Genomic DNA, 22,359 nt, shown 5'->3' on the forward strand with positions numbered 1-22,359 from the left:
TTCACTTACCCACAATCTGTGGATAAACTGTGGATACTTATTTACAGTATAGTTTATAAACTTGTCAACAGAAGTGTGGATAACGTACATAACTCTATTAAAGTGTTATAATCATTATGTTTTCCTATCCACATCAATTAATCTTTAATTTTTTTCTCTGCTAACTGGTTTCTACTATTTCCATTCACCTTACCTAAGTGTATTTAATCATATTCCTTTCCATCTTGATTAAAGAACGTGAAAGGCTATTTCTGTCATTTATTATATTTGAAAGGAGTGAACTCAATATTGGAAAACATCGATGAATTATGGGTTGCAACACTAGAGAAAATCGAAGAAAAGATCAGCAAGCCAAGTTTTGAAACCTGGCTAAAAAATACAAAAGCCGAATCATTGAATAAAGATACTTTAGTTATTTCTGCCCCAAATGAATTTGCAAGAGACTGGTTGGAAAATCAATATACAAATCTAATTTCAACTATTATTGAAGAAATTACCGGTACAAAGCTGGCAACGAAATTTGTTATCCCTGAATCCAATACGGAAGCAGAAGACGTTAAGCCTGTACCTAAACCAAAGCCGAATCATGACAACAATGCTGTACCAAAATCATTGCTGAATTCAAAGTATACATTTGATACATTCGTGATTGGCGCTGGAAACCGTTTTGCACATGCTGCATCCTTAGCCGTTGCCGAAGCACCTGCAAAAGCATATAATCCACTTTTTATTTATGGTGGAGTTGGACTTGGAAAAACACACTTAATGCATGCAATCGGTCATTATGTTCGTGAACATGATCCACAAGCAAAGGTTGTCTATCTAACATCCGAAAAATTTACGAATGAATTTATTAATGCAATCATGGATAATAAAACAATTAACTTTCGTAATAAATATCGAAATATAGATGTTTTATTAATAGATGATATTCAATTTATTGCTGGAAAAGAATCTACCCAGGAAGAATTTTTCCATACCTTTAATGCATTGCATGAAGAAAGTAAGCAGATTATTATTTCAAGTGACCGTCCACCAAAGGAGATACCAACACTCGAGGATCGATTGCGTTCACGATTTGAATGGGGTTTGATTACTGATATTACACCACCGGATCTGGAAACTAGAATTGCAATATTAACGAAAAAAGCAAAAGCTGAAGGACTGGATATTCCTAATGAAGTTATGCTTTACATTGCAAATCAAATCGATACAAATATTAGGGAACTGGAAGGTGCATTGATACGGGTTGTTGCATATTCTTCTCTGGTAAACCAGGATATAGATGCATCTCTTGCTGCTGATGCTTTAAAGGATATTATTCCAAGCAGTAAGCCAAGGGTCATTACAATTCAGGGTATTCAGGAAATAGTTGGAGAAAAATATAATATTCGACTTGAAGATTTCATTGCAAAAAAACGAACCAAGTCAATCGCCTATCCAAGGCAAATTGCAATGTATCTATCAAGAGAAATGACTGATTTGTCGCTGCCTAAAATTGGTGAGGAATTTGGTGGTCGTGATCATACAACGGTTATTCATGCACACGATAAAATTGCCAAGCTGCTGGAAAACGACACTAATTTAAATAGAGAAATTGAGGAAATTAAAGAACAACTGAAATCTATATAACCTATACACATGTGAATACTGTGTACGACGGTACAAACTTATGTACAGTTTATGCACATGTGTATAAACTCAAGTGAATTGAGGAAATTGCACTTATCCACATAATCACAAGCCCTAGTACTATTATTACTGTATATTTAAATAAAAATAAATATAAAAGAACTTCCAATAGGAGGATTATTTCAATGAAATTTATTATCCAGCGTGATCAGCTAATCTCAAGTGTTCAAGATGTAATGAAAGCAATCTCCTCTCGAACAGTTATTCCGATATTAACCGGGATGAAAATCGAAGCAAAACAACATGGGATAACATTAACAGGAAGTGATTCAGATATTTCCATTGAATCGTATATCCCAGCTGAGGAAGATGGTAATGTTAATATAGAGCAAATAGAAGAAGGAAGCATCGTACTGCAGGCTAAATATTTCCCTGATATTGTTCGTAAATTACCGGAAAAAACAGTAGAGATAGAGTCAGATGAAAATTTAAAAGTAACTATTCGTTCAGGAAAAGCGGAATTTAATTTAAATGGCCAAGATGCTGAAGAATATCCACAGCTGCCTAAACTACAAACCGATGATAGCTTTGAAATATCAACAGACTTATTAAAAAGCTTGATCAAACAAACTGTTTTCGCTGTTTCAACAATGGAAACAAGACCTATTTTAACAGGGGTAAACCTGAAGCTTGCAGATAATACATTAACTTTTACAGCAACAGACAGTCATCGATTGGCATCCAGAAAAATACCTATAAATGATACCGATATAGAATTTCCAACGATTGTTGTTCCAGGAAAAAGCTTAAATGAATTAAATAAAATTCTAGGTGAAACACAGGAACCTGTAGAAATTAATGTGACTAATAATCAGATTCTATTCCGTACAAAACATCTGAATTTCCTATCCAGACTGCTTGATGGAAATTTTCCGGAAACGTCCCGTTTAATTCCTGATCAAAGCAAAACGACATTCCATGTGAAAACAAAAGAATTACAAAGTACGATTGATCGTGCATCCCTGCTTGCAAAGGAAGAACGTAATAATGTTGTCCGCTTAACTACAAAAGAAAATAACGTTGTAGAAATAACAAGTAATTCTCCTGAAGTTGGGACTGTTACAGAGGATATTACCGTTCAAATAATGGAGGGTGAAGAATTAAAAATTTCATTCAGCTCCAAATATATGATCGATGCATTAAAAGCAATTGAATATGATGACGTGAAAATAGATTTTACCGGTGCAATGCGCCCATTTATTATTCGACCGGTTGAAGATGATTCGATTTTACAATTAATTCTTCCTGTCAGGACTTACTAAATAAAAAATAACAACAAAAAACAAATAAATAATACGGATAAAGCTCTTGTCAGATTAAGATAAGAGCTTTTATACGTTTAAAAAGCAATTTAAAGCGCAAATAGGCGTATTTCTTCTGTTCCTTAGGGTAAACCTTTCTTTAAAGGGAAAACTTTAGTAAGATAGGTGTAGAAGACTTTTAATGGATAATACGTTTAAAAGGTAAATAAATAGGAATCGGTGATAAAAATGCATGAGCAAATTGAAATAAATACGGAATTTATTACATTAGGCCAATTTATTAAGCTTGCAAACATCCTGGAGTCCGGTGGTATGGTAAAAGCATTTTTGCAGGATGAAGGTGCTTTAGTAAATGGTGAAAAAGACCATCGCCGTGGAAGGAAGCTTTACAAGGGTGATGTTGTAGAAATTGAGGGCGCCGGATCGTTTATAGTTACAAAAGAGGAATAACCATGCATATTCAACAATTGCAATTAAAAAATTATCGTAATTACCAAAATATGGAAATATCATTTGATGATAAAGTGAACGTCATTATTGGAGAAAATGCCCAGGGAAAAACAAATCTGATGGAAGCCATCTATGTATTGGCATTTACGAAGTCCCACCGTACGCCAAGGGAAAAAGAACTTATACAATGGGAGAAAGAATATGCTAAAATAGAAGGTATGATTACTAAACGAAAGCAGTCTTTTCCACTTGAAATTATTATTTCTTCAAAAGGGAAAAAGGCAAAATTAAATCGACTAGAGCAAAAACGTTTAAGTGATTATATTGGTGCATTGAATGTCGTAATGTTTGCCCCTGAAGATTTAACTTTGGTAAAGGGGCCGCCACAAATCCGCAGACGTTTTATCGATATGGAGCTGGGACAAATCCAACCTAGGTACATCTATCATCTGGGACAGTATCAAAAAGTACTGAAACAACGAAATCATTTATTGAAATTGATGCAACGCGGAAAGACCAGTGATAAAACGATGTTGCAGGTGTTAACGGATCAATTGGTAGAACATGCCGCAACTTTACTTGAAAGGCGGTTTGTTTTTTTAGATTTATTACGGAAATGGGCAGGTCCAATTCATCACCAGATCAGTCGTAATCTGGAAACACTTGAAATAAGATATAGCCCAACAATAGAAGTATCAGAAGAGGCAAATAAGGAAAAAATAGAAACAATCTATTTAAATAAATTTCAGGAAATACGGGAAAAGGAAATTGACCGTGGAACGACTTTAATTGGTCCACATCGTGATGATCTTATTTTCCATGTAAATAATAAAGATGTACAGACCTATGGATCACAGGGTCAGCAGCGAACGACTGCTTTGTCTGTAAAACTGGCAGAAATAGACCTTATTTTCAATGAGGTAGGTGAATATCCCATTTTACTCCTTGATGATGTATTAAGTGAGCTAGATGATTTCAGGCAGTCTCATTTATTAAATACAATCCAGGGAAAAGTACAAACCTTTGTATCCACCACAAGTGTTGATGGAATTAATCATGAAACACTAAGAAAAGCTGAACTGTTTCAAGTCAAAGATGGTCATATAGATACATAATTTTTGGGGGGATACAATGTTTATTCATATAGGGAATGATCATGTGATCAGATCAAAGGATGTTGTAGCCATCACTGATTTTAACTTAATCTCATCCTCAACGATTATGGATGAGATGATGATAGAATCCAATAAACAAAAAAAGGTTTTCGGATCACAAATGGATGCAAAGTCAGTGATGATTACAACAGAAGCAATTTATTACAGTACGTTATCTGTTTCAACCTTAAAGAAACGTACCGGCTTAATTTCTACAATTAGTAAACTGGATGATTTTATAGATGAAGTATAGGAAATGGATGTGAAAACATGTCAATGGATGACAAAGTAACTGATAATCAAGCATATGATGCAGATCAAATCCAAGTACTGGAGGGACTCGAGGCTGTTCGGAAAAGGCCTGGAATGTACATTGGAACAACGAGTGAAAAGGGTTTGCACCATCTCGTATGGGAAATAGTTGATAATAGTATTGATGAAGCTTTAGCAGGGTATTGTGACCATATCCAAGTTATTATTGAAAAAGATAATAGTATAACCGTAAAGGATAACGGCCGCGGTATTCCGGTTGATATACAAAAGAAAACAGGAAGACCGGCATTGGAAGTAATTATGACTGTGCTTCATGCCGGTGGTAAATTCGGTGGTGGAGGCTATAAGGTTTCCGGTGGATTACACGGTGTTGGCGCATCTGTTGTTAATGCTTTATCGAGTGGTCTTGAAGTATATGTTCACCGTGATAATAAAATTCACTTTTTAGGTTTCAAAAAGGGTGTCCCACAAGGTGAAATTGAGGTCGTTGGGGAAACCGAAATAACAGGAACAGTTACACACTTTATCCCGGATACAGAAATATTCACGGAATCGATTGAATTTGATTTCGATATATTAGCTCAACGTCTGCGTGAATTAGCTTTTTTAAATAAGGGAATTACCATCACCATTGAAGATAAGCGAACGGATGAAGAGCCTGTCAATTACTACTACGAAGGCGGAATCAGTTCGTATGTTGAATATATAAATCGATCAAGAGAAGTTCTTCATGAACCTTTTAATGCAGAAGGAGAAGAACAAGGTATATCTGTTGAAGTAGCGATTCAGTACAATGATGGATTTGCCAGCAATCTTTATTCCTTTGCGAATAATATTCATACGTATGAAGGTGGTACACACGAGTTTGGTTTTAGAACCGGGTTGACACGGGTGATTAATGATTACGCACGAAAAAACAATCTATTCAAAGAAAATGATCCAAACTTAAGTGGAGACGATGTACGCGAAGGTATGACGGCAATCGTATCGATTAAGCACCCGAACCCACAGTTTGAAGGTCAAACGAAAACGAAGCTTGGAAATAGTGAGGTACGTACTGTCACCGATTCAGTTTTTAGTGAAACTTTTTCCAAATTTCTATATGAAAATCCTACAATTGCAAGAATAATTGTTGAAAAGGGATTGATGGCGTCACGTGCACGTATGGCAGCAAAAAAAGCCCGTGAACTGACTCGAAGAAAAGGTGCACTGGAAATTTCAAGTTTACCAGGAAAACTGGCTGACTGTTCATCTAAAGATGCATCAATCAGTGAATTGTATATCGTTGAGGGTAACTCTGCAGGTGGGTCTGCAAAATCCGGACGTGATCGTCATTTCCAGGCTATCCTTCCATTACGGGGGAAAATATTAAACGTGGAAAAAGCACGCCTTGATCGAATTTTATCCAATGCTGAAATACGTTCTATGATTACCGCACTTGGTACAGGTATTGGCGAAGATTTCGATATTACAAAAGCTCGTTATCATAAAGTTGTAATTATGACAGATGCAGATGTTGATGGTGCACATATTCGTACATTACTATTAACATTTTTCTTCCGTTATATGCGCCCATTAATTGAATATGGCTATATTTATATTGCACAACCACCATTATTTCAAGTTAAGCAGGGTAAAACAGTGCAATATGTCTACAATGATAAAGAATTAGATAAAGTTTTAGGGGAAATTCCACCAACACCAAAACCGAGTATTCAGCGTTACAAAGGTCTTGGTGAAATGGATGCGGATCAATTATGGGAAACTACGATGGATCCGGAAGGGCGTGTATTGCTTCAAGTAGAATTAAATGATGCAATTGATGCAGATCAGGTCTTTGATATGTTAATGGGAGATAAGGTTGAACCCAGAAGGAACTACATTGAAGAGAATGCACAGTACGTACAAAACTTAGATGTTTAATACGAAGCAGGAAGTCAGGGAAACGATTGAAATCAGCTAATTGTACTGATTAAAATCTGGGATCTGATTTCTGACGTCTGGGAAAACATTAGACTTGTTTTCTTAAGTGGGAGGTAAGAATGGTATGGCGGAGGAAAATCGTAAAAATGTTCAGGAAATAAATATAAGTAATGAAATGCGTACATCATTCCTTGACTATGCAATGAGTGTTATTGTTTCAAGGGCACTGCCGGATGTACGTGATGGTATGAAACCAGTACACCGGAGAATTCTGTATGCAATGAATGATTTAGGGATGCACTCAGATAAAGCACATAAGAAATCAGCACGTATTGTAGGTGAAGTTATCGGTAAGTATCATCCACATGGTGATTCAGCGGTATACGAGACAATGGTACGTATGGCTCAAAACTTCAGTTATCGTTATATGCTTGTAGATGGTCATGGTAACTTTGGATCTGTCGATGGTGACCCTGCAGCAGCTATGCGTTATACGGAAGCAAGAATGTCCAAAATTTCAATGGAGGTTGTCCGTGATCTTAATAAAGACACGGTTGATTTTACGGATAATTATGATGGGTCTGAACGCGAGCCGGTAGTTTTCCCTGCCCGTTTTCCAAACCTGATTGTAAATGGAACATCAGGGATTGCGGTTGGGATGGCAACAAATATCCCTCCACATAATTTAGGTGAAACAATTGATGCTGTTTTGGCTATCAGCAGGGATCCCGATATTACTATTGAAGAGTTGATGGAAGAATATATTCATGGCCCGGATTTCCCAACGTCAGGAATAATATTAGGCAGAAGTGGTATCCGTAAAGCATATGAAACGGGCAAAGGCTCCATTACGATACGTGCGAAAGTAAATATTGAGGAACATGAAAATGGTAAATCCACTATCATTGTTACCGAACTGCCGTATCAGGTGAATAAGGCTAAATTAGTTGAGAAAATAGCTGAACTTGTCCGTGATAAACGAATTGAGGGAATCACCGATTTACGTGATGAATCCGATCGTGACGGTATGCGTGTCGTTATGGAGCTACGTCGTGATGTGAATGCCAACGTTATTTTAAATAATTTGTATAAACATACAGCATTACAAACCACTTTTGGTGTGAATATGTTAGCACTTGTTAATGGTGAGCCAAAGGTTTTAACAATAAAACAATGCTTGGAACATTACTTAGAACATCAAAAAGTAATTATAAAACGCCGTACTGCCTTTGAATTACGTAAAGCAGAGGCACGTGCACATATATTAGAGGGCTTGCGTATCGCTTTGGACCATTTAGATGAAGTAATTTCGCTCATTCGTAATTCGAAAACAACGGATATTGCACGTAATGGTTTGATTGAGCGTTTTAACCTTTCTGAAAAACAAGCACAGGCTATTTTAGATATGCGTCTGCAACGATTAACTGGCCTGGAACGTGAAAAGATTGAAAACGAATATAATGAGTTAATGGAGCTTATCGCTGAATTAAAAGCTATTTTAGCAGATGAAGAAAAAGTATTGGAAATTATTCGTGAGGAACTTACTGAAATTAAAGCTAAGTTTAATGATGAACGCCGTACAGAAATTGCTATTGGTGGAGCGGACTTTTTCGAGGATGAGGATTTAATTCCTGTAGAAAATATTGTCATTACCCTTACACATCAAGGCTATATTAAACGTCTGCCGTCATCGACATATCGTACACAAAAACGAGGTGGCCGTGGTATTCAGGGAATGGGTACAAATGAAGATGACTTTGTGGAGCATCTCGTATCCACCTCGACACATGATACGGTGCTTTTCTTTACGAATAAAGGAAAGGTATATAAAGCAAGAGGATTTGAAATACCTGAATTTAGCCGAACTGCAAAAGGAATTCCCCTTGTTAACCTATTGCAGGTGGAAAAAGGCGAGTGGGTTAATGCGGTTATTTCTGTAAGTGAATATAGAGAAGATGCATATTTATTCTTTACAACTAAATTTGGAATTACCAAACGAACTACATTATCGCAATATGCAAACATCCGTAAAGGTGGATTAATTGCTGTTGGTCTTCGGGATGAGGATGAACTCATATCTGTTCGATTAACCGATGGTACCAAGGATATGATGATTGCAACGAAAAATGGATATCTCATTCGATTTGAAGAAACCCAAATAAGATCAATGGGAAGAACCGCTGCAGGAGTAAAAGGGATTTCATTACGCGGTGAAGATGAAGTTGTTTCGATGGAAATTTTAGAAGAGGATTCCAATATCCTTCATGTTACAAATAAAGGCTATGGAAAACAAACACCGGAAGCAGAATACAGAATAACTAACCGTGGTGGTAAAGGTATTTTCACCTGTAAGTTATCTGATAAAACCGGCAATGTTGTTGCAGTTAAAGCTGTTTCAGGAACTGAGGATTTAATGCTTATAACAGTAGCTGGAGTATTGATTCGAATTCCGGTAGGGGATATTTCGGAAACTGGCCGTAATACTATGGGAGTACGTCTCATTCGCCTACAGGATGCAGAAGAAGTTGCAACCGTTGCGAAAATTGAGCAGGATGAAGAAGAAGCTGAAGCAATAGAAGGAAATGAAGAGTCTGTAGAAGAAGCAGAAACACAGACAGAGGATAAAACAAAAGAAGATGATCCAGACGAAACAAGTGAAGAATAATAAGAAATAAACAGATAAGGTGACTTAAATAAAGTCACCTTATTTCTAACTATACTCGCCTAAGGGGGGAGTCATATGCGGGTAGCTCCATCACAGGTCATTCCAGGGTGTGTATTATTAAATGACGTAAAAGGGAAAAGCAACAGGTCAATCATACCTAAAAATACTGTTTTAACAGAAGAACATATTACGATTTTGCAAAAGTTTCTAATCGAGTCAGTAGATGTATCATCAAAGCTGGCTGAAGGTGAACCTTTCAAACCCAAATCCGTTCAGAAAACAAAGGAAAATCAGGAATGGGTTAAACAAAAAAAAGAGAAAAGCACAAATGAATTATTTATAGATCATTATCAAAGTGTTGTTACGGCTTATGGTGAATTCTTCGAAAAATGGCAAAATGGTATGGCGATAGATATGCCAAAAGTACGCAAGGTGCTAATTCCGCTTTTGGAGCGCATAAATGAGATAGGTGCTGCGATTTTTTCATTGAACTATAATACAACAAAAGAAGCGTATTTTATCCATCATAGTGTTTCTGTTGCCCTTCTTAGTGCATACATAGGAAAGCAAATGGGTTATTCAAAAGGAGAATGGCTTCAGATTGGATTGGCTGGGTTTTTAAGTGATAGTGGGATGGCAAAAATCGCCCCAAATATCTTTAGGAAAAGCAGCCCTTTAACTTTAGAAGAAAAAGACGAGATAAAGAAGCATCCAACCTATACCTATCGTCTCGTGGAAAACATTTCAACCGTAACACAAGCAGTTAAACTAGCTGTTCTCCAGCACCATGAGCGAATAGATGGCAGCGGCTATCCACTTGGGCTTTCAGAGAACAAAATTCATATGTATGCACGTATTGTAGCTGTATGTGATATGTATCATGCAATGACAAGTGAACGTTTTTATAGTGAAAGGCAATCACCTTTCAAGGTCATAGAAGAACTGAATAAAGAACAATTTACCAAGCTTGACCCTAAGGTTGTGAATGTATTTATTAATTCTTTGGTTCATTTCTCTATTGGTACAAAAGTAAGGTTATCTAATAATCAATTTGGAGAAATTGTATTTATCGATGCTAATAAACCAACAAAACCAATGATTAGAATAGCAGATAGTGGAGAGATTATTGCCCTGCAAAATAATTCTGCATTACATATTGATGAAGTAATAGGGGGCTAGCTTATAGCTAGTTCCTCTCACTATATTGATGATACAATTTGTTCCCAAGCAATATTGGTATTTTTTCAGATGTCAGCTGCAAAAAATATCGGATAAATGGATAATCCAGATCAGATTTCGTAACTAATAAGTCTCCCCACCACTCTGTTTCATAGCGACATAGCATACTTAAATTATATAAAAGCAAATAGTGTACCATCACTTCAGAAATTGGTATAAAGTGATTTCTTTTTTTGGGAAAATATATTTTTTGACTGGATTGATGAATGAAAAATGGGCCGTTTGTATAGTTAAGCGGATGACTTAATTCCATTCGTATCATTTCCTCGTCACTATCGGTATATTTAATTGTTGGAAGATGTACCTTCATTCGTTGGATAAATGCCGTAGCTGTTAAATGATAGCTGTCTAAAAGCAGGGCTGGAAATTCTAAAAGAGGTGAACCAACTCGACCAACATTAAGCATCATTTCCTGATTATGTAATTTAAATAAGTCATCCATTTCAGGTATTAATGCAAATAGATCTGCCATTTTTATCTTTTCAAAGGGGGATTTTTTTGTAGAAAACAGATATTCCATGGAGTAAGGAAATAATCCATTATGCTGTACCTTTACCTCATCATCTAAAAAGGAGTACTGTTTCTTTTTCTTTTTGCGTGACGTGGCTCCATGTGCCAGTAAAGTGGTCGATTCCGGATAGTTGGGACGTTTTGTTAATAAACATGCTTTTAGTAAATGCACCATGCCATAGAAAAATAAAACAGGCTGTACTGCCATATCAAGTTTTTTTCCATCCTCATAAAATTTATTTCCATGGTCAAGATAATACATAAAAGCATTGCAGTTTTCATAGCTTTTAGCTTCTGCATCAATATTTTCCATATTTTTATAACAATGCAGTAAGTATTGTTGTGCAGTTTGCTGGGAGTTTAAGTACGTATAAAATGTTTCTATTTTTTTCATATAAATTCACCTCATAACTGTTAAAATATTTTGAATCTATTTATTTTTAAGCTTACAATAATCTCTGGTTGAAAAAGCACGATTGTTGGCGTATTGTATATAAAAATAGAATTACTTATATAGTTTAAACGAATAATACAATTAGCATACATGGAAGTAAGAAAAGTGGAGGCAGACTGTTCGGGGGCGAACGCATTAGCAAGAGAACGAGGGAAAGTTTAGTAGGCTCACCCGGCTCAGAAAGACTAAGGTAATGTCAAATCAGAACCAGTAATAAAATAGGAGGAGGAATATTGATGAGAGAAGATAAGTTTACTAAAGAAGGTTTAACGTTTGATGATGTATTGTTAATGCCGGCTGAATCAGAGGTATTGCCAAACGATGTTCAACTTAGTACAGATCTATCAGCTAAGCTAAAATTGAAATCACCTTTTATAAGTGCTGGTATGGATACTGTAACAGAAGCAGAAATGGCGATTGCAATGGCTCGCCAGGGTGGAATTGGGATTATTCATAAAAATATGTCCATCCAGGAACAGGCAGAACTGGTGGATCGCGTAAAACGTTCGGAAAGTGGTGTTATTACAAATCCATTCTTCCTCACACCGGAGCATCAGGTATATGATGCAGAACATTTAATGGGGAAATTCCGCATTTCAGGTGTTCCTATCGTTAATACAATTGAAGAACAGAAACTGGTAGGTATTCTGACAAATCGTGATTTACGTTTTATTCAGGATTATTCCATTATGATTTCAGAAGTGATGACAAGTGAAAATCTTGTAACAGCTTCGGTAGGAACAACATTGGAAGAGGCTGAACAACTTCTGCAAAAATATAAAATTGAAAAATTACCACTTGTCGATGACAACAATATTTTAAAAGGTTTAATTACAATAAAAGATATTGAAAAAGTAATCGAATTTCCAAATGCAGCAAAAGATTCTCAAGGGAGATTACTTGTAGGTGCAGCTGTAGGGGTAACTGGTGATGCAATGAATCGGATTGAAAAATTAGTAGATGCCGGGGTTGATACAATTGTTATTGACACAGCACATGGCCATTCTAAAGGTGTGCTGGAACAAATAAAAGTAGTTAGAAAAACATATCCGGATCTGGATATTATTGCAGGGAATGTTGCTACAGCTGAAGCAACCAAGGCTTTAATTGAAGCAGGTGCCACTATCGTTAAGGTTGGAATTGGTCCTGGATCGATTTGTACAACCAGGGTAGTTGCAGGCATTGGTGTTCCACAAATAACAGCAGTCCATGATTGTGCAGTTGCTGCAAGTGAATATGATGTTCCGGTTATTGCAGATGGTGGAATAAAATACTCTGGTGATATTGTGAAAGCAATTGCTGCAGGTGCTCATGCAGTTATGTTAGGGAGTATGTTTGCAGGAGTAAAAGAAAGTCCTGGGGAAACAGAGATTTTTCAAGGCAGACAATATAAAGTATATCGAGGAATGGGATCGGTTGGTGCTATGAAAGCTGGCTCAAAGGATCGTTACTTCCAGGATTCCGCAGATGCAAAAAAACTAGTTCCTGAGGGAATTGAAGGCAGGGTTGCCTATAAAGGGCCGCTTGCTGATACAGTTCATCAGTTAACTGGTGGGTTGCGTGCAGGTATGGGTTATTGCGGAACCGGCACAATAGAAGCCTTACGAAATGATGCTCGTTTTATTCGAATTACGAACGCCGGTTTACGCGAAAGTCATCCACATGATGTGCAAATAACAAAAGAAGCACCAAATTATTCCGTACAATAGTTCCTATTTACTAATCTTTTTTAGAAAACTTGGCGTTCGTTAAAGGGATTCTTAAAAGCGTATTTTGCTTTTTTAGAAACCCTTATACTCTGGAGTGCAAGCCTTAGGTGGCGAAAGCCTTAGTTACACTTATACTATCAGTGAAAAAATAGATGGGGGTCTATTCTCCATCTATTTTTTTGTTTTTTTCTATGGTAAAATAATAAAGATGCATTACAATAACAAATAAAATGCAGAACATACAGGGGTCAAAATACAAAATGGAGGTACGGGAAGTTGAAACATTATATAAAGAAAAGTTTTGCGCTTTTACTGGTAAGTATAATAATAATGATGTCGATAATTGCACAGCCATTTTCCATACAGGCTGCAGAGTCACTCGATTTAAATGCTGAATCAGCTATTTTAGTTGATGGAGGAACAGGTAAGGTTTTATATGCAAAAAACCCGGATGTTGCTTTGCCCCCAGCCAGTATGACTAAAATGATGACTGAATATCTTGTCCTGGAAGCAATTAATACAGGGGAGATCAGTTGGGATACAACAACCCAAATCAGTGATTATCCTTTTAGTATTTCTGCAAACCCTTCATTTTCAGGAGTAGGATTAACACAAAATAAGGAATATACTGTTCGGGAGTTATATGAAGCAATGGCAATTTTCTCAGATAATGCGACAACCATTGCATTAGCTGAACTAATTGCAGGTTCTGAAGGTGAATTTGTAAAATTAATGAATCAAAAAGCGGAGGAAATGAATCTCCCTGAATATAAATTTGTGAATACTACTGGTTTGGATAACGAGTCACTAGGTGACAATCGCCCAGAAGGGACAGATCCTACTGGCAGTAACCTGTTATCTGCAAAATCAGCTGCTTTACTTGCCTACCATTTAGTAAATGATTTTCCTGAGGCATTGGAAATCTCTAGCCAAACGGAAGTGGAATTTGAAGGATATACGATAGAAAATCTAAACTGGATGCTTCCACATGAAGCTACATTCCTGCAACAATTCCATTATGAAGGTATGGATGGATTAAAGACCGGTAATACCGAGCTTGCAGGTTATACGTTTACAGGGACAGCAGAACGTGATGGAAAACGACTGATATCAGTCGTAATGAAAACGGCAAGCAAAGAGGAACGTTTTCAGGAAACCAAAAAATTAATGGATTATGGTTTTAATAATTTTGAAAAACAAGAGCTATTTCCTGCTGGTCATCAAGTAGAGGATGAATCTGTCATTGATGTTGCGAAAGGAAAAGAGGATACCGTCGATGTATCACTAAAAGAAGCAATTTCGATTCCGATTAAACCGGAAGATGCTGAAGCTTATCGCATTAAATATTCAATTGATGAAGAAAAACTAAATGCTGATGGAAAGTTAACAGCCCCGATTGAAAAAGGAGAAAAGATTGGTACCGCTGAACTTATTTTCGAAGGTGAAAATAATTATGGTTATATTTTCTCTGATAAAAATCAAACAGTAGATTTGGTTACTAATGATGTAGTAGAAAAATCGAACTGGTTTATGCTTACATTAGGAGCTATCGGTGACTTTTTTGCCAACTTATTTACTACTTCAGTCGATTGGATTAAAGGTTTATTTAGTTAGTCTGCTGGGCTGATAGAATGCAGCTTAGCGCTGATTAAATCAGCATTTGAGCTGATACATGACTGAACCTTCGCTGTAATTTTATGCTGTAATATGACTTTTTTTGGAATGTTATTGTATACTTTGCTGCAATAGTGGAAGAATCTTTATAAATACTTGCATCTTAAAAGTAAATTGGCTATGATATTATTAATTGAACACCCTTTTAAAAGTATAGACAGGAACCAGTAACAGTACATCTTTCTTTAGAGAGTCGATGATTGGTGTGAATCGATGTTGGAATGCTGTGAATCCATCCTTGAACTGGTTTACGAAAGCTCAGGAGATATTATTTATTCTGATCATAAGTAAACCCGGCTAAGTACCGTTAATCACTGTGAGCCGGAAGAGACTATTCTCTTCAATCAGGGTGGCAACGCGGGAATAATACTCTCGTCCCTATTTTATTGGGACGAGGGTTTTTTTGCGTTTTCATTAAAAAAGGAGGAAAATAATTATGTTGGATATGAAATTTTTACGCAATAATTTTGAAGAAGTTAAAGCAAAGCTCGCTCATCGTGGAGAAGACTTATCTGATTTGGAAAAGTTTGGTGAGATTGATGAGAAACGCAGAAAGCTAATTACCCAATCAGAGGAATTAAAAGCAAAACGTAATGAAGCAACTAAACAAATTTCCGCTTTAAAAAGGGAAAAGAAGGATGCAGAACCTGCAATTAAAGAAATGCGTCAGGTTGGTGACGAAATAGCTGTCCTTGATAAAGAATTAAAGGAAATCGAAGAAGAACTGCAGCATATGATGCTTTCCATCCCGAATATTCCACATGAAAGTGTACCAATTGGTGGGGATGAAGATGATAATGTGGTAGCCCGGTCTTGGGGTACTATTCCTGAATTTAGCTATGAAGCGCAGCCACATTGGGATATTGCCACTAGTGTTGATATTATCGACTTTGAGCGTGCAGCAAAGGTTACTGGCAGTCGTTTTGTTTTTTATAAGGGACTTGGTACAAGGCTTGAACGTGCATTAATCAGCTTTATGATGGATCTACATGCAGATAAACATGGTTATACAGAAATGATGCCACCACAAATTGTTAATCGTGCAAGCTTAACTGGAACTGGCCAGCTGCCAAAATTTGCTGAAGATGTATTTAAGCTTGAGGACTCGGATTACTTCTTAATTCCAACAGCAGAGGTACCGGTGACAAACTATCACCGTGATGAAATTCTCTCAGCTGAGGATTTGCCTAAGAAATATGCGGCATATAGTGCTAATTTTCGCTCTGAAGCAGGATCTGCAGGACGCGATACCCGTGGATTAATCCGTCAGCATCAGTTTAATAAAGTGGAGCTAGTTCATTTCACAAAACCAGAGGATTCTTATGAGACACTTGAGACACTCACTGGTCATGCGGAAAAGGTATTGCAATTATTAGAGTTGCCTTATCGTGTCATGAGCATGTGTACGGCCGACTTAGGTTTTACTGCTGCCAAAAAATATGATATTGAAGTGTGGATTCCAAGTCAGGATACTTACCGGGAAATATCTTCCTGCTCTAATTTTGAAGATTTCCAGGCAAGACGTGCAGGAATTCGTTTCAGAAGAGATGCACAGAGTAAACCGGAATTCGTTCATACATTAAATGGATCAGGACTGGCAATTGGTCGAACAGTTGCAGCAATATTAGAAAACTATCAGCAGGAAGATGGATCTGTTGTTGTTCCTGAGGTGTTGCGTTCTTATATGGGTGGGAAGGAAGTAATTAAGTAAGTGTAGAGGCGGCAAAAGCTGTCGAAAGTAGGTAAAGTTGAGAGGAAGTTGCAGTTAGTTGAGAGAAACCTGCCTGAAGTTGAGAGAAAACTAATAAAAGTTGAGAGACAATTGTAAATCTCTCTGTTTTCTCTCAACTTTTACAATGGTCTCTCAACTTTGCGCCATTGTCTCTCAACCTTGCCGTATTCTCTCTCAACTTTACTATTAATGAATAGCAGTTTATTTCGGGTTGCCTAAACATATCGAGGATGTTGATTTTTTTCAGCAAAAATTATTGACAACAAAAATCACGCATGATATATTATATCTTGTCGTCATCATGGAGGTATACCCAAGTCCGGCTGAAGGGATTGGTCTTGAAAACCAACAGGCGGGTCAAACCGCGCGGGGGTTCGAATCCCTCTACCTCCTCCATTTTTAAAACTAGCGTATAAATATTGGAGATAAAAAAAACCGCCTGCTTTGCAGCGGTTTTTTTCTATAGTTAAATTAACTTGCCTGAGCTATTCCCTGTGTATGCAATGTTTGGATCATACCGTAAAATGCGTAATAGAATTCCTCTGGTGCCTCCAGGCGGAAATGTCCTACTTCCGCTGTATCAAAATCCATTGTCGCTTCTAATAAACGATAGGTTGAATAAGCATAAAAACAAAAATATATATAGTCGAATTTTGGCATCTTTTCATAAATAACTGCAATCTCATCTTTGTATTTGTCGAAATTCCCTGTTGCCTCATCCACGAATATCTGAAGGTCTGATAAATCTACTTCAAGAATCAAATCTTTATTTTCCATGCGAATATTTGCCAATTGAATCATCCTCTCATTTGTCGTCCCTCTTAACTATATGGGAATTCTCTTATGATTTCGGTGATTCGTATCACAAAATGAAGAAGAATTTCAAATAACCCACGCTAGTTTTTTCCCTTTAGGCTGGTAGAAGGGAAATATTATATCCCTTGACAATTACAATAAATCAGCATATATTACTAAACAATACTTAAAAATAACAAAGGCATAGAGCAGACCAGTAATACAATGTTCCTTCGAAAGAGAGTGGAATTCACCGGCTGAAAGATTCCATCGAAAGAGACGTGTATGAACCTATCTAGGAGCCGTTAGATAAAAGCTAACCACAGTGAACTGTGTTATCAATTCAAGTTGGGCATATAACTATGTCAATTTAGGTGGTACCGCGGAAACTCATTTCGTCCTTATTATAAGGATGGAATGAGTTTTTTATATATCATAGGAGGCATGAAAATGAATAAGAAAATTGCATTTGTCGGAGCAGGATCCATGGCTGAAGCTATTATTTCAGGGATAGTGAAATCAGGGATTTTGAAAAAGGAACAAATACTTGTAACAAATAAAAGCAATCGTGAGAGACTGGAGAATATTAAAAATAAATATGATGTCCAGTGCATTCTGGATAAGGAAACAGTTATCACAGAAGCGGATATCGTTATTCTTGCAACAAAACCATATGATCTCAAGGAATCTGTTGAATCCATTAAAGAATTCATTCAACCGGGTCAGCTGATATTTTCCGTTATTGCAGGTATTTCAACAGATTATATCACCACTTTATTTGGAGGAAATAATCCAGTTGTCCGTGCAATGCCTAACACATCTGCAACTATTGGATACTCAGCAACCGCCATTTCTGCAGGGAAATATGCACATGAAGTACACCTGAATCAGGCAGAGGAATTGTTTGAGACAATTGGTACAACGGTAATTGTCAATGAAGATGATATGCATACAGTTACAGGTATTTCTGGTAGTGGGCCTGCATATATTTATTATTTAGTTGAAGCGATGGAAAAAGCTGCAACAGAAGCTGGATTTGATAAAGAGATAGCGATGGAATTAATAACCCAGACAGTGCGTGGAGCAGGACAAATGCTAAAAGAAACAGGAGAATCCGCAGCAGTTTTACGAAAAAAAATTACCAGCCCACAAGGAACAACAGAAGCGGGAATCGAAACACTAAATAAGTATGATTTTGAAAAAATTGTAATGAAATGTGTAAAAAGTGCGAGTAATCGCTCTGAGGAACTTGGAAAAAGCGAATAAGGAGGTGCTGTGGAATGCCTAGTTGTTCACATTGCGAGAGGAAATGGACGTATGGCGATACATTAAAAAGATCTTTTCGAATGAAAATGGTTTGTCCGTACTGCAAGGGAGAAAATTATCATTCTGCAAAAAGCCGCAAAAAAAGTATGATGACTAGTGTTGTATTGGCACCTGCAATCATATTGTTTGGAACATTTACGGATCTCTCATTGCTTGCAGTTATTCCTGTGGCGCTTGCATTAGGACTGATGGTTCTTGCTGTAACTCCATTTTTGACTGAATTAAGTGTGGAAGAAGAATCGCTATGGTAGAAGGGGACTTTTCAGTACAGATTGTGCTGTGAATTTCCTCTTTTGTGGAGAAATTGTTGAAATGCTGAAATTCACAGTCAATATGCTGAAGTTCACAAAATAAATGCCGAAGTTTACAATTTCGCAGATAAAATCTGCTTCACCAGTCAGTGAGCGAATAAAAAAGTGCCCCACACTCAGTGGAACACCCTCAAATATTATTTTATAAGCTCTCTTGACTTCCAGCGTCTTGATTGCTGAATGAAATGTCCTATTTTCTCCAAAATGGGCTCGACCGAATCTTCTTGCCTCATCAAATCATAATCAGTAATATTAATTCTTAAAATTGGACATGCATTGAAATTGTTAATCCAGTTTTCATAGCGGTTATACATTTCCTCCCAATATGCTATTGGGGTGCTTTTTTCCATTTCCCGACCGCGTTCTTGAATACGCTCCAATACATCATCAAAGCTGCCTTCCAAATAAATGAGCAGATCCGGGTGTGGAAAGTATGGTGTCATGACCATTGCCTCGAATAAATTTGTATATGTTTCATAGTCTGTATTGGACATGGTTCCATTTTCAAAATGCATTTTTGCAAAAATACCTGTATCTTCATAAATGGAGCGATCCTGGATAAATCCGCCACCATATTCAAAAATTTTCTTCTGTTCTTTAAAACGTTCTGCCAAAAAATAAATCTGTAAATGGAAGCTCCAGCGTTCAAAGTCAGCATAGAAATTTTCCAAATATGGATTGGTGTCCACCTTTTCAAAGGATGTTTTAAATTGTAGTGCATCTGCTAATGCATTTGTCATTGTTGACTTACCTACCCCAACCGTACCGGCAATCGTAATAATACTATCATTTGGGATAAGGTATTTTTCTCTTAGATTCATTCTTTGTTCCCCTTTTACTATTGACCTTTTTATTGTTTTGTTGCGACAACGTCATTTAATTTTCTGTCTACCTGATCAATAATCCGCTCCAGATCATCCTGGTGGCGTACAAAGTCAGTTTCATCTCCATTAATCCGAATTACCGGAATTTCCGGATGAAGTATTTCAAATTCATTCATATAATCCTCATAATCCTGCATGAGCTGTGCTAGATACGAAGGCTTGATATTTTGTTCAATATCCCTGCCACGCTTCTGAATACGCTCTAAAACCGTATCAAGGCTTGCATGCAAATAGATCATCATATTAGGAACTGGCATATCACTTGTTAAAATCTGATAAATTTTCTCATACTTTACAAATTTATCTGCCTTTAATGTGCGCTTTGAAAAAATCATGTTTTTTGATATATGATAATCAGCGATGACTGCTTTATTATTGTTTAAATACTTCGTTTCAATATCTTCCAATTGCTTGAAACGATTACATAAAAAGAACATTTCCGTTTGAAAACTCCACTCTTCAATATCATCATAAAATTTGCCGAGAAATGGATTTTCCTCGACAATTTCTTTTAATAAATGAATATCAAAATGGACAGATAGTTTTTTTGCAAGGGATGTTTTCCCAATCCCAATCGGCCCTTCTATTGCAATAAAAGGAACTTCTGCCATAGTTATTCCTCCAATCAATCATTCAAAACATATGTAGCTTATTTTATCACAGAATAGATGGATGTTCTATACGAAAAAATTAGACATCACCCCTAATTAAGGTATTTAGAAAAAACTGATACTTTTCATTCATGGATAATTTTTGTATAATAAAACATGTTACTCTAAAATTCATGGCTCCGTAGCTCAGGGGATAGAGCATAAGTTTCCTAAACTTAGTGTCGCAGGTTCGAATCCTGCCGGGGTCGCTTTTTTATATCCTTTTTCACTTTCGCCGTCCTACCTTCATTTCCAAAAGCAACTCTTCACTAACCAATCGAATTTTACAGCTAGAGAGGAATTAACTATATGAGTCTGACAAAAAAGATTATTATTGCCCTCATCCTTGGGGTTATTGTCGGTATTGGCTTTACCTTTGCTCCGGGAGATGTATTTTCAATAACTGATAAATATATATTAAATCCAATTGGTCAAATATTTTTAAATTTAATTATGATGATGGTTGTACCAATTGTGTTTGTTTCCATTGTTCTCGGTACTTCAGGCTTGGGCGATCCTGCCAAGCTTGGTAAAATTGGTGTACAAACAATTACCTTTTATCTTGTAACAACAGCAGTTGCTCTGGCAATTGGTTTGGCAGTAGCTTTTGTGCTGCAACCTGGTAAAGCAGGAGTCTTTGACGTCAGTATGGCTGATTATGAATCAGAATCTGCTCCGCCAATTATGGAAACAATTATTAATATCATTCCGGAAAATCCAATAGAGGCAATGTCTACAGGGAATATGCTTCAAATCATTGCATTTGCTATATTTATAGGAATTGCACTTGCCGTACTTGGGGAGAAAACAAAAGGAATTCAACGTTTATTTGAGCAGGCAAATGAGATTTTAATCTGGCTGGTTAACGCAATTATGAAAACAGCCCCATATGGTGCTTTTGCTTTAATTGCATCGGCTATTGGGGATGCCGGTCTTGATGCTGTCGGTTCAATGGCAATGTATATGGTTGCGGTAACCCTGGCTTTAATCCTCCATGGTGCAGTTACTTATAGCCTGGCAATCCGGGGACTTGGCAAGGGAAGTCCAATAAAATTTTATAAAGAATTTTTCCCTGCCATGTCAGTAGCATTCAGTACATCCAGTTCCAGTGCAACATTACCTATTTCTATGAAAACCGCTCAGGAAAATCTGGGTGTCAAAAAATCTATCAGCAGCTTTGTCCAGCCGCTGGGTGCAACGATAAACATGGATGGGACAGGCATTATGCAGGCTGTAGCTACTGTGTTTATTGCCCAGGTTTATGATGTCCCACTTACGTTTACGGCTATTATCATGATTATCCTAACCGCTACACTTGCAAGCGTCGGAACAGCAGGAGTGCCAGGTGTAGGTTTAATTATGCTGGCAATGGTGCTGGAACAGGTTAATTTGCCTGTTGAAGGAATTGCTCTTATTATCGGTGTTGACCGATTATTGGATATGCTGCGTACATCATTAAATATTACGGGGGATGCAGCATGTGCCTACATCATTTCGGAGAATGAAAAGCGCAAGGAAAATGCTGAAGCTTGACGTATTATATATTCATTTGACACGCCTTCTAAATATGGATTGGCGTGTCTTTTTATGGTCGCTTTGAGTATTTTACTTTAAAATTGTCACAAAATGTTCTAAAATAGAAATTAGTTACCAAAA

Annotated in this window: 18 protein-coding genes, 2 tRNA genes and 1 other annotated feature; of the genes, 16 read left to right on the forward strand and 4 right to left on the reverse strand. The window is 37.0% G+C overall.

Annotated features, from left to right (window positions below; all coding sequences use genetic code 11):
* Window positions 1–288 precede the first annotated feature (288 nt).
* From dnaA to CIL05_RS16360, 8 genes are all read left to right on the forward strand, one after another.
* Window positions 289–1,632, forward strand: coding sequence for a chromosomal replication initiator protein DnaA (dnaA, locus tag CIL05_RS16325; protein WP_095656609.1), 1,344 nt, complete (start codon window positions 289–291; stop codon window positions 1,630–1,632).
* A 185-nt stretch (window positions 1,633–1,817) separates the two neighbouring features.
* The gene (gene dnaN / locus CIL05_RS16330; protein WP_095656610.1) at window positions 1,818–2,954 is read left to right on the forward strand and encodes a DNA polymerase III subunit beta; all 1,137 of its coding nucleotides are present in this window, start codon (window positions 1,818–1,820) and stop codon (window positions 2,952–2,954) included.
* A 228-nt stretch (window positions 2,955–3,182) separates the two neighbouring features.
* The gene (gene yaaA / locus CIL05_RS16335; RefSeq protein ID WP_095656611.1) at window positions 3,183–3,404 is read left to right on the forward strand and encodes a S4 domain-containing protein YaaA; all 222 of its coding nucleotides are present in this window, start codon (window positions 3,183–3,185) and stop codon (window positions 3,402–3,404) included.
* 2 nt (window positions 3,405–3,406) lie between these two features.
* Entirely contained in the window at window positions 3,407–4,519 is a 1,113-nt protein-coding gene (gene recF, locus CIL05_RS16340; RefSeq protein WP_095656612.1) for a DNA replication/repair protein RecF, read from the forward strand.
* A gap of 16 nt (window positions 4,520–4,535) precedes the next feature.
* Window positions 4,536–4,811, forward strand: coding sequence for an extracellular matrix regulator RemB (remB, locus tag CIL05_RS16345; protein WP_095656613.1), 276 nt, complete (start codon window positions 4,536–4,538; stop codon window positions 4,809–4,811).
* A 17-nt stretch (window positions 4,812–4,828) separates the two neighbouring features.
* Complete coding sequence (gene gyrB / locus CIL05_RS16350; protein WP_095656614.1) at window positions 4,829–6,754, forward strand: DNA topoisomerase (ATP-hydrolyzing) subunit B; 1,926 nt, start codon at window positions 4,829–4,831, stop codon at window positions 6,752–6,754.
* Window positions 6,755–6,878: 124 nt separating this feature from the next.
* Complete coding sequence (gene gyrA / locus CIL05_RS16355; protein ID WP_095656615.1) at window positions 6,879–9,419, forward strand: DNA gyrase subunit A; 2,541 nt, start codon at window positions 6,879–6,881, stop codon at window positions 9,417–9,419.
* A 75-nt stretch (window positions 9,420–9,494) separates the two neighbouring features.
* Window positions 9,495–10,598, forward strand: coding sequence for an HD-GYP domain-containing protein (locus CIL05_RS16360; RefSeq protein ID WP_095656616.1), 1,104 nt, complete (start codon window positions 9,495–9,497; stop codon window positions 10,596–10,598).
* A gap of 7 nt (window positions 10,599–10,605) precedes the next feature.
* Here CIL05_RS16360 and CIL05_RS16365 read toward each other — a convergent pair whose 3' ends face one another.
* A complete protein-coding gene (locus tag CIL05_RS16365) occupies window positions 10,606–11,562 on the reverse strand; it encodes a YaaC family protein (RefSeq protein WP_095656617.1) in 957 nt (318 codons plus the stop codon).
* Between the two features lie 296 nt (window positions 11,563–11,858).
* Here CIL05_RS16365 and guaB point away from each other — a divergent pair, with 296 nt between their 5' ends.
* The 4 genes from guaB to CIL05_RS16385 all read left to right on the forward strand — a co-directional run bounded on the left by guaB (window position 11,859) and on the right by CIL05_RS16385 (window position 17,133).
* Window positions 11,859–13,331, forward strand: a complete 1,473-nt coding sequence (guaB, locus tag CIL05_RS16370; protein ID WP_095656618.1) for an IMP dehydrogenase — start codon at window positions 11,859–11,861, stop codon at window positions 13,329–13,331.
* Window positions 13,332–13,607: 276 nt separating this feature from the next.
* Complete coding sequence (locus CIL05_RS16375; protein ID WP_095656619.1) at window positions 13,608–14,945, forward strand: serine hydrolase; 1,338 nt, start codon at window positions 13,608–13,610, stop codon at window positions 14,943–14,945.
* A gap of 205 nt (window positions 14,946–15,150) precedes the next feature.
* Window positions 15,151–15,388, forward strand: a binding site (T-box leader).
* A gap of 53 nt (window positions 15,389–15,441) precedes the next feature.
* Complete coding sequence (serS, locus tag CIL05_RS16380) at window positions 15,442–16,716, forward strand: serine--tRNA ligase (protein WP_095656620.1); 1,275 nt, start codon at window positions 15,442–15,444, stop codon at window positions 16,714–16,716.
* A 324-nt stretch (window positions 16,717–17,040) separates the two neighbouring features.
* Window positions 17,041–17,133, forward strand: a tRNA-Ser gene (locus tag CIL05_RS16385).
* 75 nt (window positions 17,134–17,208) lie between these two features.
* Here CIL05_RS16385 and CIL05_RS16390 read toward each other — a convergent pair.
* Complete coding sequence (locus CIL05_RS16390; RefSeq protein WP_095656621.1) at window positions 17,209–17,529, reverse strand: hypothetical protein; 321 nt, start codon at window positions 17,527–17,529, stop codon at window positions 17,209–17,211.
* Window positions 17,530–17,976: 447 nt separating this feature from the next.
* Here CIL05_RS16390 and proC point away from each other — a divergent pair, with 447 nt between their 5' ends.
* Entirely contained in the window at window positions 17,977–18,798 is an 822-nt protein-coding gene (proC, locus tag CIL05_RS16395; RefSeq protein ID WP_439144844.1) for a pyrroline-5-carboxylate reductase, read from the forward strand.
* Window positions 18,799–18,812: 14 nt separating this feature from the next.
* Entirely contained in the window at window positions 18,813–19,109 is a 297-nt protein-coding gene (locus tag CIL05_RS16400) for a TIGR04104 family putative zinc finger protein (RefSeq protein WP_095656623.1), read from the forward strand.
* 197 nt (window positions 19,110–19,306) lie between these two features.
* Here CIL05_RS16400 and CIL05_RS16405 read toward each other — a convergent pair whose 3' ends face one another.
* Window positions 19,307–19,990 carry a deoxynucleoside kinase gene (locus CIL05_RS16405; RefSeq protein ID WP_095656624.1) on the reverse strand — a complete coding sequence of 228 codons (684 nt, stop codon included), beginning with the start codon at window positions 19,988–19,990 and terminating at the stop codon, window positions 19,307–19,309.
* A gap of 29 nt (window positions 19,991–20,019) precedes the next feature.
* Window positions 20,020–20,664, reverse strand: coding sequence for a deoxynucleoside kinase (locus tag CIL05_RS16410; RefSeq protein WP_095656625.1), 645 nt, complete (start codon window positions 20,662–20,664; stop codon window positions 20,020–20,022).
* 175 nt (window positions 20,665–20,839) lie between these two features.
* Here CIL05_RS16410 and CIL05_RS16415 point away from each other — a divergent pair.
* Window positions 20,840–20,912 (forward strand) — tRNA-Arg (locus CIL05_RS16415).
* Window positions 20,913–21,012: 100 nt separating this feature from the next.
* Entirely contained in the window at window positions 21,013–22,236 is a 1,224-nt protein-coding gene (locus tag CIL05_RS16420) for a dicarboxylate/amino acid:cation symporter (protein WP_095656626.1), read from the forward strand.
* Window positions 22,237–22,359: the final 123 nt, after the last annotated feature.

It is taken from the genome of Virgibacillus profundi (genome assembly GCF_002287375.1).
Lineage (GTDB): Bacteria > Bacillota > Bacilli > Bacillales > Amphibacillaceae > Virgibacillus_K > Virgibacillus_K profundi.

Excerpts from the sequence above, each read along its gene's own strand:
- proC (WP_439144844.1), top strand. The coding sequence starts at position 17,977 with ATGAAAATGAATAAGAAAATTGCATTTGTCGGAGCAGGATCCATGGCT.
- gyrA (WP_095656615.1), top strand. The coding sequence starts at position 6,879 with ATGGCGGAGGAAAATCGTAAAAATGTTCAGGAAATAAATATAAGTAAT.
- recF (WP_095656612.1), top strand. The coding sequence starts at position 3,407 with ATGCATATTCAACAATTGCAATTAAAAAATTATCGTAATTACCAAAAT.
- yaaA (WP_095656611.1), top strand. The coding sequence starts at position 3,183 with ATGCATGAGCAAATTGAAATAAATACGGAATTTATTACATTAGGCCAA.
- serS (WP_095656620.1), top strand. The coding sequence starts at position 15,442 with ATGTTGGATATGAAATTTTTACGCAATAATTTTGAAGAAGTTAAAGCA.
- remB (WP_095656613.1), top strand. The coding sequence starts at position 4,536 with ATGTTTATTCATATAGGGAATGATCATGTGATCAGATCAAAGGATGTT.
- CIL05_RS16365 (WP_095656617.1), bottom strand. The coding sequence starts at position 11,562 with ATGAAAAAAATAGAAACATTTTATACGTACTTAAACTCCCAGCAAACT.
- CIL05_RS16405 (WP_095656624.1), bottom strand. The coding sequence starts at position 19,990 with ATGAATCTAAGAGAAAAATACCTTATCCCAAATGATAGTATTATTACG.
- CIL05_RS16400 (WP_095656623.1), top strand. The coding sequence starts at position 18,813 with ATGCCTAGTTGTTCACATTGCGAGAGGAAATGGACGTATGGCGATACA.
- CIL05_RS16410 (WP_095656625.1), bottom strand. The coding sequence starts at position 20,664 with ATGGCAGAAGTTCCTTTTATTGCAATAGAAGGGCCGATTGGGATTGGG.
- CIL05_RS16360 (WP_095656616.1), top strand. The coding sequence starts at position 9,495 with ATGCGGGTAGCTCCATCACAGGTCATTCCAGGGTGTGTATTATTAAAT.
- dnaN (WP_095656610.1), top strand. The coding sequence starts at position 1,818 with ATGAAATTTATTATCCAGCGTGATCAGCTAATCTCAAGTGTTCAAGAT.
- guaB (WP_095656618.1), top strand. The coding sequence starts at position 11,859 with ATGAGAGAAGATAAGTTTACTAAAGAAGGTTTAACGTTTGATGATGTA.
- gyrB (WP_095656614.1), top strand. The coding sequence starts at position 4,829 with ATGTCAATGGATGACAAAGTAACTGATAATCAAGCATATGATGCAGAT.
- CIL05_RS16420 (WP_095656626.1), top strand. The coding sequence starts at position 21,013 with ATGAGTCTGACAAAAAAGATTATTATTGCCCTCATCCTTGGGGTTATT.